Source organism: Streptacidiphilus alkalitolerans, assembly GCF_042511045.1.
GTDB lineage: Bacteria > Actinomycetota > Actinomycetes > Streptomycetales > Streptomycetaceae > Streptacidiphilus > Streptacidiphilus alkalitolerans.
Genome location: NZ_JBHEZX010000002.1, coordinates 473590 through 488863 on the forward strand (window position 1 = coordinate 473590; position 15274 = coordinate 488863).

The following is a 15274-nucleotide window of genomic DNA, read 5'->3' on the forward strand; positions in this document are numbered from 1 at the left end:
GCTGCGACCCCCAAGGGGTGCAAAGTCCGGGCGAAGCCGTCGGTTCAGGGGGCGGGGTCCGGGGGCGGGGGGAGGTGGACGTGGATGAATCCGCCCTCCGCGCCGTCGAGGTCCTCGTTCAGGACAACTTCGACGGGGATGGCGTCCGGGGTCAACGGGGTTGTGGTCGCGTCCTGTTGACGGATAGTCAATTCCTGAGCCAGCGCGCTGCGGACCGCTGTGGCGAGGGTGCGGCCCTGGCGGTCGCCCTGCACCAGGGAGCGTCCGAAGTGCGGAAGTCCGCCCTCCAGCACGACGGCGCGGCTGGAGACAGTGACCCTGGGCAGCGGGCCGCCGGTGCTGTGCCGCTCCAGGCCGAGCGAGGCGATCCGCGCTGCCGCGCCCTGAACCGTTTCGCCCTGACCGCTCGCGACCTGGCGGCTGCCGCTTGAGGAGGAGACGTCGAAGCTGAGCGCAGGCTCTTCCGGCCGGACCGCGGGGACGCTGGGCTCGGGCGGTGTCGCGGAGGACTCAACAGGAGCTGGCCGCTGGTTGGTCGACGGCGTGTCGGAGCTCACCGACCGCAGCACCGGCGTCGGCGTCGGCGTGGCTGGGAGGCGCGGCGGCTCGAAGGCGCCCAGCACCGACCCCAGCGACCGGATCGAGGGCTCCTCGGTCGCATCCAGCCCCAGCGCCAGGATCTGCGCCCGCTCGGGCCCCCGCAGGCCCACCGGGGCGGGGGCGGACCGAGGCACGAGCCGGGGCACGGGCCGGGGCACGGGCCGGGGCACGGGCCGGGGCACGGGCCGGGGCACGGGCCGGGGCACGGGCCGGGGCACGGGCCGGGGCACGGGCCGGGGCACGGGCCGGGACGTGGTCCCGTCAGTCGTGCCGTCCCGGACCGGGGCGGGTGGCAGGTCTGTGGTGGAGGTACTGCCCACGGTCTCGGCAGGACGCGGGCCCGTCGGCGGGATCACGGTCGGGCGGGGCGCGCCCTGGGACTCCAGCCCGTTGGCGCGCAGCGGCGGCGCAGCGGGGCGCACCGGCGCCTTCTCGGCCTGACGGGGGGTCAGCTGCTGGGCCGATCGCGGGGTCAGGGCCGGGGCCGTACCGTCTTGGCTGCCGCTCACGCCCGGGCCCGGGCCCGGGCCCCGCACCGGAGGACCCTGCCGCTGCCCCTCGACTGCCCTCGTCACCGTCGTGGGCGTCGTCCTCGGCGGCTCCGGGCGGACCACGCGGGGCGTGGAAGACGCGGCAGCCGAGGTGGACGCCGCGTCGGAAGGGCGCAGGAACTGCCCGAATCGCCGGGGCTGCTCGTCCGATCCGCCCCTGCCGTTGCTGAAGTAGCTGCCGAAGAGGCTTCCGTCGTCCGGGTCCTCCTCGGCGAGGAAGCTCTCAAGTCCCCTGCCGCGCTGCCCCGCTGAGGACAGCGGGCCGGCCGGCACCGTCGCCGGTGCCCTGCCGTCCCGTCGGTCGTCGGAGAAGAGCAGGGTGTCGCCGGGGCCGTGCTGGGCCGTGCCGGTCTCGTTCTCCGGGATGTCGAGGGTGACCGGGACGACGCCGCGCTCCTGCACCTGGCGACCGCCGTCCACAAAGGTGACGGTGACCTCCGCGTAGCCGGTGAACCGGGCCATCGGCGTGTTGAACTTGCCGCTGGCGATGACCCGGCCGCCCTGCTCCAGCATCGCGCCCGCACGCTTGCGGTGCTGGTAACCGCCGGTCAGCAGCCCGGTGGCCTCGGCCGAGCCCGCGCTGCCCTCGGCCCCGATCTGCAGCTGGCCACCGGTGTTGTGCCAGCTCAGCCCGGTGTGACGGGTGGTGCCGGAGACCTCGCCTGCCGGGCTCAGCTCGACGTTGCGGTCGGTGGACTGGTACTCGAGGTTCAACACCCGTACCGAGGCCCGGATCTGGGCCCGATTGGTGAGCAGCCGCAACCGCCCCGCGGTGGGCGTGGTGATGTCGTCGCCGCGCGTGGACGCATTGAAGCCGGCCGACAGCCCGCTGTGGCCGAGGCCCTGCCGGGCAACCACGCTCAGCCGTCGCCAGGTGCCGCTGTCGAAGAAGCGCGGGCCACGCATCCGGATGATGTCGCCGATGCCGGAGGAGTCGCCGATCCAGCGGGTGACATCCACATCGCGCAGGCCGTAGGTCCACACCCGTTCCGGGGGCACCCGTACCGTCACCGGCGGGCCGGGCGGATTGCTGCCGCCGGCCAGCCCCTGCAGCCGGGCGCGCTCGGCCCGGTCGAAAGCGGCGCGCTGCGCGGTCCCGGCGGCGTCGGGGCGGGCCACAAAGGCGGGCGGCTCACCGGTCCGCAGCGGTCGGGCCTCGGACTCCAGCAGGGTGGCGTGGAAGCCGACGTCGAAGGCGGCCTGGGCGCGCCGGGGCGCGGCCAGGCGGCGGAGGGTGCGGACGGTGTGGCTGCTGTCGCCGTAGACGACGCTGCGGACACTCTGGGCGAACATGTGCGGCACACCGCCGAGCGCACGCGGAGGCAGCGGGCGACCGCCCTCGATGCTGAACACCGGCGCATGCACCTCCGCCGGATTCCCGTTGGCCGCAGGCTTGTTGTAGACCCGAAGCGGGTCTGCGGGGTCGGTGACCCGCTGCCGGAAGGCGGCGGAGGCCGGCTCCGGCACGACCCGTTCGCTGTGCCCGAGCCGGATCAGCGGCTTGCGGGTCATGGTGAAGACCAGCCGGGCCTCGCCCTGCGCGCTCACCGCGGGGTTCTTGCTCTTGGACGTCATGCCGGTGGACGCGGAGCCGATCGACGCCAGGTGCTCGTCATGGCCCCAGGAGTGCACCGCACCACCGCCGGCCAGGACGGAGGTGCCCTCGGGGAACGGGTTGGAGGTGCCCAGCACATTGACGTTGACCACGTTGCCCGGGCTGCCGGAGCCGCCGTGGTCGTCGTGCTCGGCGAAGGTGCGCTGGGCGCCGGTGCCGGTGTTGAACTCGGTCGTGCCGGTCTTTCCGGTCACTTCGAGCCTGCTGACGTCGGAGCTGATCCGGACCTCGCTGCGGCCGTGGCGCAGCACGATCTCGCCGCCGGACATCGCGGGTTTGAGGGCGGGCACCAGACCGTCGCTCTGGATCAGATCGACGATCTTCCGGCGCATACCCTCCCAGTCGCCGCCGAGGGTGGCCCGGCCGGTGGTGTTCAGCCGGTCCACCGACTGCTCGACGACCTCGCGGTTGCGTCCCACCGGCACCGGCGCCGCCGCGCCGACTTGGGCGGCGGCGGGCGCCGGGGCGTGGGCGGCGGGCTGCAGCATGTGCACATCGGTGACGATGTCGGAGGAGCCGAGCCGGTGGCTCTGCCGGATCCGGTCCGGCACGGCGGTGCTGGGGACACGGGCCGGTGCGACTGCGGCGGGGTCGGGGGCGTCGCGCAGCGGCACCGCCACCACGGTGTCGGGCAGGCTGACCGGGAACTGGTGGTTGAAGCGCTCCAGGTGACGGCTCAGATTGACGTCGACACTGAAGTCGGCCGGCCCGGTGAAGAGGCCGGCGTTCTCAACTGTCTTTCCCCGACTGACCGTTGATCCCGATCCCTCGGTGGTCATGCTGTCCGAGAAGTCGTAGAGCCGGTTGTAGGAGAGGTTGACGGTGGTGTGCGGCAGCTTGAACTTGAGCGGGATGCCGACGATGTGCCGGACCCGCTGGTCGCGCACGATGCCCATGGTCGAGCGTTGCTGGCTGCCGAGCTCGAACTCGAAGTTGTCGACGTTCTCGGTGTGCGTCATCCGGCCCATCCGGGCTCCCACCGAGATGCTGCCGGACCAGCCGCCGGCGTCCACCTTGATGACGATCCGGCCGCCGCGGGTGAGCCGGGAGAGCTGGCCCTTCAGTGCGAACGGGTCGAGCTGCTCCCGCAGTTGCTGGTGCAGCTCGTCCGGCAGCGGGCTGCCGAGACGGGTCCGCAGCTGCTGCTCGACCTGGTCGAGCAGCCGGGTGTCCTGCGGGCCGAGGCTGTGCAGCACGTCGGAGGCGCCCAGCGCGCCCCGGTCGGCGATCCGGGGCGGCGGGTCGTGCCGGGTCGCCGGGGCGGCGCGGGGCAGGAACGGGGCGGGCGGAGCCGGAGGCTGGGCCGCGGGCCCGGCCGCGGCAGGCCGGGGCCGGGTGAACACGGCCTCGCCGCGGGCGTCCGCCTGGGCGGCCTGGGTGTCCCGCGCGTCCATGCTGAACTCGGCGTTCAGCGGCTCCGCGTGGACCCGCACCGGGTCGCCCTGCCGGCTGAACCGGAGGTCGATCTCCACCCGGGAGTTGAACAGCGCCTGCGGCTGGCCGTACTTGCCGTTGGCGTAGACCTTGCCGGCCTGCCCGGACCGCCAGCCGATGCGGGTACGGCGCTGCTGGGCGTAGCTGCCCTGGATGTCCAGCGCCTCGGCGGTCTCCATCTTCGGGGCCGCCTCGGTGCCGCCCGCGCCGGACTCACCCTGCTGGCCCTCGCCGCCCTTGGCCACGACCTGGTGCAGCACCGCCTCGCCGCCGCCGACCGCGCCACCCGCCGTGGTGCGGGAGAAGATGGTGCGGTCCGCCTCGGCCGTGCCGGTCTCGGCGACCGCGTTCAGCTCGGCCTTGGTGTCCAGCCGCTTGTACTCCATCTCGACCACCCGCGCCGTGGCCGACACCTGCAGCCCGTGCCGCCGCAGCGTCTCGCCCAACACCCCGGTCTCCAGCGGCAGTCCACGGGTCATCGAGGGCAGGTGGGCGGAGACCATGGCGTGGCTGAAGGAGTCGATGACCTCCTCGCGGATGTCCTCCCACACCTCGGGGAAGTGCTGGCGGCCGATGGTGTCCAGCCGGTCGTGGAGGGCGGACACATCGGCCAGGTCGCGGGTGGTCACTGTGTCGCGCAGGCCGTAGGGGTGGGCGGGCGGGTGCTGTGCGTCCGGTCCGCCCCAAACCGAGTCGGGGGGCCGCGCCACCGGGTCCCCCGGGGTCCGGGTCAGCCGGGGCAGCGGGGTCGCGGCCCCGGCGGCGGTGAAGCGGGTCGGATCGGGCTGGCCGGGCTGCGCCGGCTGCACCTCGTGCGCCTCGCTCTGCTCGACCAGCGCAGTGAAGTTCACCTCGGCGGTGGCGCCGCCGACCCGGTCCTCGCGCAGGTTCTCCACCCGGACGAAGTGGAAGTCGAGTCCGCTGGTCCCGCTGAAGACCGCGCCGGGGGCCTTCAGCTTGGTGGTCACCGTGACGTCGTGGGACGACCCGCCGATCTCCACCCGCTCCCGGCCCCGCTGCTGGGAACCGGTGAAGCCGAACATGCCCGGCAGGTACTTCATCACGTTGCCGACCACCGGGAGCTGCCCCAGATGACCCCGGTGCACCTGCCGACGCTGCGAACGGGACACGCCGGTCCCGACGTTGAACTCGGTGGTGCCGGTGTTGCGCTGGTGCTCCATGCTCCGGACGTGCGCGCCCACCTCGACCACGGCCTTGGACCAGCCGAGGAAGTTGGCCGGCACCTCGATCCGCAGCCGGTCACCCGCCATCATCCCCTTGAGGTCCTGGTGCAGCCCGCCCAGGTCGATCTGCGACTTCAGCTCCGGGCGCACCGTGTTCCGCCAGAGGTCGTTCCCGAAGACCCGCTCCCCCTCGGTGTCCAACTGGTGCAGCACCGCGTCGACGCCCTTGAGCTCCTGATGGGACGTCGGGTGGGTCTGCCTGGCCGACACGTCCAGCACGATGTCCGAGCCGCCGAGCCGCCGGGTGTGCACCACCCGGTCCGGCGGGGCGAAGAGCCGGTCCGGGACCGGCGCCACGCCGTGCCGGTCCCCGGTCTCCAGGCGCGGCACGGCCACGGTCGCCGCGATGTCCACCGGCACCCGGTGGTCGCCCGGCAGGTGCTGCAGCTCGCCGAGCCGGGTGACGTCCGAGAAGTCCAGCTCCAGCCGGAAGTTGGCGCCGAAGAGGGCGGCCTCCTCGGTGGTCTTGCCACGGGCGATGGTACGGGCCCCGTCACCGCGCAGCTTGGTGTTCAGCCGGTCGTAGATATAGCCGACCTGGGGGGTGAAATCACCGTTGCCCCACTTGAACTTGCCGGAGAGATTGGCGAGGTAGCGGTTGCGCCGCTCGCGGGTGCGGCCCACCGTCATGTGCTGCTCGGCGCCGCCCTCGAACTCCAGCTTCTTCGCCTCGGACAGGTAGAGCGTCTCGTCCACGCGGACCCGCGCCTTGAGCTTGCCGGACCACGGCCCCGCCTTGAACGGCGCCTCCCAGGCGTCGCCCCGGGAGAGGGCCGAGAGCCGGGGCTTGAGCCCCGACCCGCCGAAGAACGCCTCCGCGATGGTCCGCCCGGCCGCGTCGTCGCCGAAGGCAGCACCGATGTGCCGCTCGATCTGCCGCACGATGTCCCGCTCCCGGCCGTGCAGGCTGACCAGCAGGTCGGACGCGCCGAGCTGCTGGTGGGTCGCGATCCGCGGGGGCGGCTGACGCTCGACATCCGGCCCGGGCCGCCGCGCCGGGGCGAACGCCGGGTCGTGGAGGCGGTGCCCGTCCCAGGCGGGGTCGGGCACGTGGGGCGCGGGGGTGCGCCGGACGGGCGCGGGGGTGCGGGTGTCGGGCGTGCGGGTGTCGGGCGTGCGGGTGTCGGGCGGGGCGGCGGGGCGGCGGGTGGCCGCGCTGCTGGACTCGGCGCGGCTGGACTGCCCCGTCTCCTCGGTGCGAACCGAACGCGTCCAACGGAAGCGCGAGCCGAAGCCGTTGCCTGAGCGCTCCCCGTCCGGCCGGGTACGGTCGGGCCGGGGCGGCGGCGTCAGCTCCATCGAGTCCCCCGGCACGTGCGTACGCTCGCCGCGCAACGGCCGCGGAGCGGACAGCGCGGCGGCAGCGTCCTCGCGGCTGGGTGTGACCGAGGGGTCGTCCAGACGCGGTTGCCGGACCGGGGTGGTGGCGTGATCGGTGACCACCGGGACGTCCGTGCCCTCGTCAGGCCGGGAGCGGAGCGCCTCCGGCTCGCGGACGACCGGCGTCACCACCGTCCGACGCGGAAGAGGCAGCGGTTGATCAAGCGCCGCCTCGTCAGACCCGCGCCCCAGGTGCGGCGGGACCACCGGTGTGTGCTCGGAAGGCAGCACGGTGGGCACCGCGCCCAAACCCCGACCCTCCCCACGCACGCCTCGGGGCGGCAGCACCAACGGCACGTCCTCGTCCGAGGACTCCCGAAGCGGCAGCAGCAGTTCCCCCCTGTCCGCCTCAACCACACCCCGCTCCGGCGGCACCACCTGCTCCAGCGCAGGCCCACGCGGCGGCGGGACCCTGGACTCGGCCTCCGGTGCTACCCGCAAGGGCTCCGGCTCATGCAGCGACGGCGGGCCCGAGAGCCTGCCCGGCGGGGGCTCCACGGCCGGCGTTGACGGGGCGTCGTCCACACGGGCGCCGGAGGCGGAGAGCTCGACGCCGCGCTCCGGCGGAACCACCTGCTCCAGCGCAGACCCACGCGGCGGCAGCACCGTGGATTCCGCCTCCGGCACCGCCGGGGACGGCTCTCGCACCGGAGTCGACGGATCGTCCACGCGGGTGACCGAAGCGGGCGATTCCGCACTGCGCTCCGGGGGCGCGGCCTGCTCCGGGGCAGGTGCGTGCGGCGGAGGGACCGCAGGCAAAGCTGCCGCGGTCACGCTCTGCTCCCGGGCAGGGGCAATGCGGGTGGGGTCGGAGACGGGGTCGACCCAGGTGTGCTGGCGCTGGATCACCGGGGCCTGGGCGCGGGCCTGCTGCCACGCGGGATCGTCCTCCGCGCCCACCGGCTGCGCCGTGCCGCCGACCTGGCTGGTGCTGGGCTCCCCCTCCTCGGGAACGTCCGTTGACTCGTCGTCGGTGCTGCTGCCGTCGGGTTTGGGGGCCCGCGGGGATGCCTCACCCGCGTGTACCGGGGCCGGGCCGGGCACTGAACTCTCGGCGTCGTCGCCCCCGATCAGGGCACCGAGTAGGGCCAGGTGGCGCCCGCGCAGCCCGGACTGCGGCAGCCCCGAGACCGCAGGCTGACGGAAGTCACCCAACAGGCTCCCCGCCACATGCGGACGCTGCGGACCTGACGCGTCGCGGTACTCGTCGCGCAGGCCCAACTGGTGCGCGACCTCGTGCGCGTACGCCGCAGGCTCGGCCCCCACCGCCCACCTGTGCTGATCCATGTCCCCGCCACGCCCCACCAGATCCACCGTCAGATCTGGCCTGTCGCCCTCCCCCACCCGCTCCACCGTCACATGCAGCCGCTCGCCACCGGGCAGCACATGTCCGGGATCGTTGAAGAACTCCTTGACCCCCTGCTGTACCCGCGACCACGTCGCGTCCCCGTCCAACGAGCCACCCGCGTCACGGAACGCCACCCGCACCGACACGTCCGCGAAGCGCTGCCCACCCACCTCGAACCGGCGTACTGAGAACCCCGACCGCACCACGAACCGCGGCGACCGGTCCACCCGCGACGAGGGCACCTCCCCAGGACCGCGCGGCGGATCGTTCGGAAGCGGGACCTGCCCCTCCCCCTGACCCGCATGCGCAGTTGCCGCTGCGGCCTGCCCAGTACCTGACGTGGCGTCAGGGTGGCTGGCCACGGCCCCCGTTCCCCCGGACTCGGTGGTGGTGATGGTGGGGACGGGATGCGCAGGGGCATCCGCCGTGCTGGTGACGGGTCGCGGCGCGCGGGGTGAAACGCCCTGGGGCGACCCCTGTGCCGTCCCCGACTGCTGGGTGACGCCTCCGCTGCCTGTCCGCGTGGGTGCAGGGGCCTGACGCTGTGCGCCCGCGTCGGCGGAAGTCGTGGCCGTGACGGCGCCACGCCCCGAAGTGGCCTGCAGCGGTGCCCCGTTGACCGGCTCCCGGACGTCCGCACCTGTCTCGGTGTTGACGCGCGGCGCACTGGCTTTGGCCGTCTGATTGGCACCGCCGACCTCCTGCCGAACACCGGTGCCCCCATCCGTGGTGCCCTGCTCGGTGTCGGCCACCGGCCGCACAATCCTGCTCGGACTCTCAACAGGGCTTCGCCCCATCCGCTCTGACGTCTGCTCAGAGCTGTTGCCGCGCCCCGCCTCGTTCGTCGCCGCGCCGCGCTGCCCCACCCCCTCCGACTGGGTGCGAACGCTGCCCGTTCCCCGCTCCACCGTGCCGGGCAGGCCGGACTCCACCACGGCCGGACGGCCGCGCCCCTGTTGTTCTTCCCCACCGACCCCGGTCACGGCGTGCGCGCCGCCCGTGCCGTCCCCGGCCTCGTGCTCCAGGCCGGGCAGCCCCTTCTCGCCGAAGCCGCCGCCCTCCCCCGGCAGGTCGGTGCCAAGGTCGGAGCCGAGGTCGGAGGGCAGATCCAGGCGCAGATCGGGCATGGACGGGAGCTTGATGTCCCCGTCGATGTGCTCGTGCTCCCCCTCGCCCCCGCCGAACCGGCGGCGCCCGCCGCCCCCGCCCATCGCGCCGATGATGCCGGAGCTGAGCGTCGCGCCCCAGTCGCCCTCGCCGCCGAAGATGCCGTCCATCGTGGCCGTGCTGACCACGCCGGTGACCGCGCCGATGGTGCCCTTGCCGATGAGCGAGCCGGTGAACTTCGGCGCGAACGCACCGCCCACGCCGTGCAGGATGCCGCCGATGCCACCGGAGATGGCACCGCTCTCGACCGCCGAGAGGGTGAGCGAGGTGTCCCACTTGGTCCGGTCGCCCTTGAGGAACTGGATCGTCTGGATGGCCACGTCCATGCCGACCATGAAGCCGACGCCCATGACCACGGACTGCAGCAGCCGCTTCAGGATCATCTGCACGATCAGCCGGGCCGCGGTGATCGCGGCCGGCACCGCCTCCGGTGCCCAGAACGCGAGCTGCACCAACTCATAGGCCAGCCAGACCAACTGAGCCAGAATCATGTACTTGGAGTACTCCAGCTGCACACCGGTGTTGTGGCCGAGCTGGCCCATCTGGCCTGCCGCGTCGGCCATGTCGGGCAGGCTGGACCGGAGCTGGGCGGTAAAGTCGTGAAACTGGTCCGCCACCTGCCCCCCGATGCTGTTGAGCACGCCGCTGGTGGCGGGGTCGATGGTCGCGCTGAGGTTCACCAGCTGCTGGGCGGCGTCGTTCCACGCCGCGCCCAGCGCGATCATCTTGTCCTCGTCGCCCTTGGGCCACGCCTGGCCGACGGCCAGACGGGCCACCCAGCCCAGCTCGGGAGGCAGGTTGATGCTCACAGGCGGCCGTGCTCCGTCCTCGATCCGCCGGTCGGGACGTCCGGCTGGTCGGGGGTGTGCAACTGCCGGGCGGCGGCGGTGTTCTCCTCCTCCAGCTGGGTGAAGCGCAGCGCCATCGTCTGGATGCCGTCCGCGGTGCTGTCGAGCACCTGGCCCACGCCGCTGATGCCCTCCAGCAGCTCGTGGTGCGGGTTCTGGTACTGGTCCAGGAACTCCTTGCCGCTGGCGTCGTCGCCCCAGGGCTCGCCCAGCGCGCCGAGGCGGGCCTCCAGGTTGCTGCCCACCGAGCGGATGTGCTCCGCGAGCTGCCGTACATACGGCAGTTGACGGTGCAGCCCGTCGGTGTCGACCGAGAAGTGTCCGTTGTCCATGGTCGTCCTCATTCCTCTTCCACGTTGGCTCAGCCCGGGCGGTGCAGGCCTTCCGGCGGTCCGTTCTCGACGTACTCGCGCACCTGGTCGGGCATGCCCGGCTGTTCGGGGAGCAGCGCGGTGGGGTCCACCCGGCCCTGGATCAGGTCGGCGACACCGACGCCCGACGGCAGGTTCAGCATGGTCAGTTCGGCCACTTGCTCCAGGGCCTTGGCCCTGGCCTGGGAGAGTGCCGCGAGCAGCGCCTCGGAGAGCTCCTTGGGGGCCATCCGGCGCCAGGCCCCGGTGGGGAACTCGATCGCGGTGACCTCACCCTGTGCGGTCACCGTGGCCTTGACGCTCTGCCGGGGCGCGATGCCGACGCCGGTCACCTCATTGATCTGCCTCCGGGTCTCGGCAGCCTCCTCGCGCTGGCGCTGGTAGAGGGCCAGCAGGTCCTCGATCTCCTGGTCATAGGGGGTGCTCATGCCGGTCCTCCCCAGATGTCGCCGTCCTGGACCAGGAGGTCGGCGATGCTGCGGCGCTGCGGCTCCTCCGCCGGTTCCTCCTCGGTCTGCTCCTCCGGTTCCTCCTCGGGGACCTCGTCGGTGGAGCGGGCGGTGAGCGCGCCGGTCGCGGCGATGGCGGCAGCTGTCAGACCGCCCGGCGCGGGGGTCTGGTCCGGACGCCAGGTGGTCCAGGTGGGACCTTCCTCCTCCTCGGCGTCCCCGGCGGGGGCGACCACGGGGTGGGCGCCCCAGGTGCCGTCCTCGGCCGTGGCGTAGCCGGAGGAGAGGACGTCGCGCTCCTCCTCCGGACCGACCAGTCCCCAGAGCAGCGGCACCAGGGTGTCGCCGCCGACGTCCCAGGCGGCGCTCTCCTCCCCGCTGCCGGCGTCGGCTCCGCCGACCAGGGCCAAGGGCGGCTCCGGCTCCGCTACGGCCCCGGCCGTGGCCTGCTCCAGTGCCTCGGCCTCGGCGGTGGCGGCGGCCTCGACCGCCTCCTGCGTCAACACGGCCTCCCCAGCGGGGGGTTCGGCCGCTGCGGGCTCCTCGCTCCAGGCCACGGCCTCACCGGCGAGGACCAGCGGCACGACGGCCACCGGGTCCTCGTGACGGCGCTGGTGCTGGTGCTGCTGAGCGGTCTGCGCCCCGGCCACGGTCGCGGTCGCGGCCACAGCCGCGGCCGACAGCGCGACCTCGACCGCGGCTGCCTCGGCGCCCAGTTCCAGCCCCGCGGCTCCCGCCGCCGCGCCCTGCGGGGAGCCGGCCTCGCCGGTGGCGGCCGGTGCTCCCTCCCATGGCTCGCCGTCGCCCTCCAGCAGGCCGGAGGCGTCGCTGCGCTCATTGGCCTGCCCCTGGCCCGGGCCCGCGCCGCCGCCCATGCCCGGCATATAGGGCATGCCCTCGCCCGCACCGGCTGCCTGCTCGGCCTCGGCGGCAGCCGCCTCGTCCGCTCCGGCGGCCGACCATTCGCCATCGGGCAGCGCGGTTGCGGTCACCGGCTCCTCGGCCAACGGCTCGCCCACGGGCGACGCGGCGAAGAGGTCCGCGCCGAGTCCGTGCAGCCCGGGGCCGCCGGCAGCCGCGCCGAGCAGCGTGCCGGCCTCCTCGGCTGCCTCGGGCAGGCCGGACCAGGGTTCGGCGTCGCCGCTGAGCAGACCGGAGGCATCGCTGCGCTCGTTGTTCTGCCCCTGGCCCTGACCGGCCCCACCGCCCATGCCCGGCAGGTACGGCATACCGCCCTCGCCCAGGCCCTCCCCCGCACCGAGGCCGCCGATCCCGTCACCCAGGCTGTCGCCGCCCAGACCGTCCAGGCCGGGGCCACCGGCCAGCGCGCCGAGCGGCGACCCCGCCTCGCCGCCGCCCACGTCGGTGGAGCCGGCCCAGGGTTCGGCGTCGCCACTGAGCAGACCGGAGGCGTCACTGCGCTCCAGGTTCTGCCCCTGACCCTGACCCGCGCCGCCGCCCATGCCCGGCATGTACGGCATGCCACCCGCACCGAGCCCGTCACCCAGGCCCTCCCCGGAGCCGGGAGCACCGAGGCCGCCGACGCCGTCACCCAGGCCGTCGCCGGCTCCGTCACCCAGGCCGGAGTCGAGGCCCGTTCCGTCGGGGAGACCGGACTCGGTGGAGAGGCTGCCCGGGAAGGAGGCGGGGTCACCGAGCCCGCCGGTGCCGCCGGTGCCCAGCTCGCCCGGGAAGGAGTCGCCCGCGCCGTCCGTCAGCGGGTCGGTCAACCCGTCCTCGCCCGTGCCGGCCTGACTGGCCGCCTTGGTGGAGGTGCTGAGCGGGAAGGGCGTCGGCGTGAAACTGTTCAGCGGCAGCCCGTTCGGGCCGGTGCCCACATCGGTGCCGCCGGGGAAGGCGCTGGGATCGCCCAGCCCACCCGGCCCACCGGTGTCGGTGCCGCCGGGGAACGCGGCCGGGTCGGCCAGGCCGTTCAGGCCGCCGGTGTCCGTGCCGCCCGGGAAGGGGGACGGGTCGCCGATGCCCCCGGCCGGGTTGAGCGCGGCGTCCATCAGGGCCGGGTCCGAGCCGCCGAAGGGCAGCCCGGAGCCGTCGCCGGTGGAGAGGTCGCCGGGGAAGGGGGCGAGCGGGGAATCCTGGCCGGCCTGGAGGTCGCTCAGGTTGGCGGGCTGCAGGCCGGGGTCGGTGAGGCCGTCCGTGTTGGTGAGGTCGTCCGGGTTCGGCTGCGGGATGGTGTCCGGGTTGTTGTCGCCCGGCGAGGTGATCGGCTGCGGTGAGCGCACCGAGTCGATGGTGACCTGGTACTCCCCCGCCAGGCTCTTGAGCACGGCCCGCATGTCGCTGGTCATCATCTGCACCAGTTGGGGCTTCTGGCTGATCGGGATCAGCCCGTTACTCATCGGGTGGACACCCATCTGGATCGCCTGGTTGGCGTACCAGTTGTCGATCTCGACGATCTTGTTCTTGGCGTTCAGCAGGTTCACCGCATTGTCGGCGAGCTGCTGCGGGATGGAGTGGGTGCCGGTGGCGCCCCCGGAGAGCACGTCCGCGGTGGCCTTCACCTGCCGGGAGAAGGTGGTCATCATAGTGATGAACGAGTCGGCCGCGTCGCCCTTCCACGGTCCATCGGGTCCGGCCAGCGCCTTGGCCTGGGCGTCCAGGCTGTCCGCGATCTCGGAGAGGGTGACCTGCACGGCGTAGAAGGCGTTGGCCGCCTTGTTCAGCGAATTCGGGTCGGAGACCGCGAGCGCGTGCGACTGGTTGTCGGAGTCGTCCACGCCTGCGGACATGCCGTTGATGGCGGCCTCGATCTGCTTCCAGTCCCAGGTGTCGTAGTCGGAGACCGACCCCGGATCGGAGCCGGGGTCGCCGAAGATGGCGCCGTCGCCGCCCTGGTTGAAGCCGTTGCCGCTGTAGTCGGTGTCACCCATCGTTGCCCCTGACCTGCTCCGTCTGCCCTGTGTCCTGTGCTCTGCGATGGGCCGGGCCACCGGCCGCCGACGTCCTGGCGGGACGTCGGCGGCCGGGGGGCCGCGGCTCTCAGCTGCCGGGAGCGCTTGTCGTCCCCGAGCCGCCACCGTCGGTGATGAGCGAGGTGAAGTCGGCCTGGGAGAGGTTCATCGCCGTGGCGAAGTCGGTGGCCGTCATATGGCTGGCGTCCTCGACCGTGGTGTACGTGTGGCTCAACTGCTTGATGCCGTCCCGCAGATCGGCCAGGCCCTGGCCGAGGTCGGCGAGCACCAGCAGGTACTTGGCCTTGAGTCCGTCGTCACCGTTGGCGCCGTTGACGTCGACCCGGATCTTGTTGGCGTGGTAGAACGCGCCCGGCGAGATGCTCACCTCGTCCAGCGTGGTCGAGGCCGTCTGCGTGGGCGCGATCAGCAGGTCGATGTTGCCCGCGAAGACGTCCAGCGCCGAGGTGTTGACCGTGGTGCCGGAGCCGCTGCCGTCGTGTCCGGGCACCGGCGGCACCGTGAACGGATCCGGGTTGTCGAAGGTCCCCTGACCGGGCGTCAGGGTCAGTCCACCGTTGTACTGCTGGGCCTGGTGGACGGGCTGGGCCGGCTGGTTCCGGGTGGCTGGCATCGCGGATCAGCCCCAGAGCTGAACGCCTTGGCGTTCCCCGTTGGAGTAGAACTCGTTGATGTTGCCGAGCATCTGGGTCGCGGCGGCGGCCTTGGCGGTCATGTCCGCCGCGGCGGCGTCCCACTGGGCCTTGACCTGGGCGTAGGTCTCCTGCGCGTCGCTGGTCCACTCGGCCAGGTTGACCTTCGACTGGTTGTCGAGGTCGGCCAGGGTCTGGTTGATCTTCTGGGTGATGGAGTTCATCTCGCCGACGATGAAGTCGACCTGTTCCATCTGGACGGTGTAGGTGGCCATGTTCACAGGCTCCAGGTGTTGAGAAGTGACAGTCATTCAGAGTTGTTGCGGTAATGCTGAGTTGCAGGGGGTGGATCAGAAGCCGGGCAGGCCGACCGCGCCGGACGAGATGTTCTGGGCCACCTGCTGTGCGACCTGCTGGGTGTCCTCGTGGGTGTTGGCGTAGACGTTGGTGTTGGAGGACAGCTTCTCCAGCATGGTGCGGAGGGCGCCGTTGACCGTGTTGAAGTCCTCCAGCCACTGCTGCATCGCCTGGGTGTAGACGTTGGCGGCGTCGCCGCTCCAGCTGGCCTGGAGGCCCTCGATCTGGCCGTCCATCTGGGAGTAGGAGCTGGTGGTCTCGTCCAGGGCGTTCTGGAAGGTGCCCTGGGCGGCGGTCATTCCCTGCAGTTCGACTGAGGTCAGTGCCATGTCGGTGGTCCTTCTC

Annotated in this window: 7 protein-coding genes; all 7 read right to left on the reverse strand. The window is 73.0% G+C overall.

Annotation, left to right across the window (positions count from 1 at the left end; genetic code table 11):
* Positions 1-44: 44 nt before the first annotated feature.
* The 7 genes from ACEZDG_RS05865 to ACEZDG_RS05895 all read right to left on the reverse strand — a co-directional run bounded on the left by ACEZDG_RS05865 (position 45) and on the right by ACEZDG_RS05895 (position 15258).
* On the reverse strand, positions 45-10148 hold the full coding sequence (locus ACEZDG_RS05865) for a WXG100-like domain-containing protein (protein ID WP_380503310.1): 10104 nt from the start codon (positions 10146-10148) through the stop codon (positions 45-47).
* Positions 10145-10519, reverse strand: coding sequence for a WXG100 family type VII secretion target (locus tag ACEZDG_RS05870; protein WP_380503313.1), 375 nt, complete (start codon positions 10517-10519; stop codon positions 10145-10147). The genes ACEZDG_RS05865 and ACEZDG_RS05870 overlap by 4 nt, the downstream gene beginning before the upstream one ends.
* A gap of 29 nt (positions 10520-10548) precedes the next feature.
* Complete coding sequence (locus ACEZDG_RS05875) at positions 10549-10986, reverse strand: YbaB/EbfC family nucleoid-associated protein (RefSeq protein WP_380503316.1); 438 nt, start codon at positions 10984-10986, stop codon at positions 10549-10551.
* Positions 10983-13898, reverse strand: coding sequence for a WXG100 family type VII secretion target (locus ACEZDG_RS05880; RefSeq protein ID WP_380503319.1), 2916 nt, complete (start codon positions 13896-13898; stop codon positions 10983-10985). Before ACEZDG_RS05880 ends, ACEZDG_RS05875 begins: the two co-directional genes overlap by 4 nt.
* A 109-nt stretch (positions 13899-14007) precedes the next feature.
* Positions 14008-14553 carry a hypothetical protein gene (locus ACEZDG_RS05885; RefSeq protein ID WP_380503322.1) on the reverse strand — a complete coding sequence of 182 codons (546 nt, stop codon included), beginning with the start codon at positions 14551-14553 and terminating at the stop codon, positions 14008-14010.
* 6 nt (positions 14554-14559) lie between these two features.
* Positions 14560-14847 carry a WXG100 family type VII secretion target gene (locus tag ACEZDG_RS05890; protein WP_380503325.1) on the reverse strand — a complete coding sequence of 96 codons (288 nt, stop codon included), beginning with the start codon at positions 14845-14847 and terminating at the stop codon, positions 14560-14562.
* A 75-nt stretch (positions 14848-14922) separates the two neighbouring features.
* Positions 14923-15258: a WXG100 family type VII secretion target gene (locus tag ACEZDG_RS05895; RefSeq protein WP_380503328.1), complete on the reverse strand. Its 336-nt coding sequence runs from the start codon at positions 15256-15258 to the stop codon at positions 14923-14925.
* Between the last annotated feature and the right edge of the window lie 16 nt (positions 15259-15274).

Bases quoted from the DNA above. Each gene is read 5' to 3' on its own strand.
- ACEZDG_RS05870 (WP_380503313.1), bottom strand. From the start codon at position 10,519: ATGGACAACGGACACTTCTCGGTCGACACCGACGGGCTGCACCGTCAA.
- ACEZDG_RS05875 (WP_380503316.1), bottom strand. From the start codon at position 10,986: ATGAGCACCCCCTATGACCAGGAGATCGAGGACCTGCTGGCCCTCTAC.
- ACEZDG_RS05880 (WP_380503319.1), bottom strand. From the start codon at position 13,898: ATGGGTGACACCGACTACAGCGGCAACGGCTTCAACCAGGGCGGCGAC.
- ACEZDG_RS05885 (WP_380503322.1), bottom strand. From the start codon at position 14,553: ATGCCAGCCACCCGGAACCAGCCGGCCCAGCCCGTCCACCAGGCCCAG.
- ACEZDG_RS05890 (WP_380503325.1), bottom strand. From the start codon at position 14,847: ATGGCCACCTACACCGTCCAGATGGAACAGGTCGACTTCATCGTCGGC.
- ACEZDG_RS05895 (WP_380503328.1), bottom strand. From the start codon at position 15,258: ATGGCACTGACCTCAGTCGAACTGCAGGGAATGACCGCCGCCCAGGGC.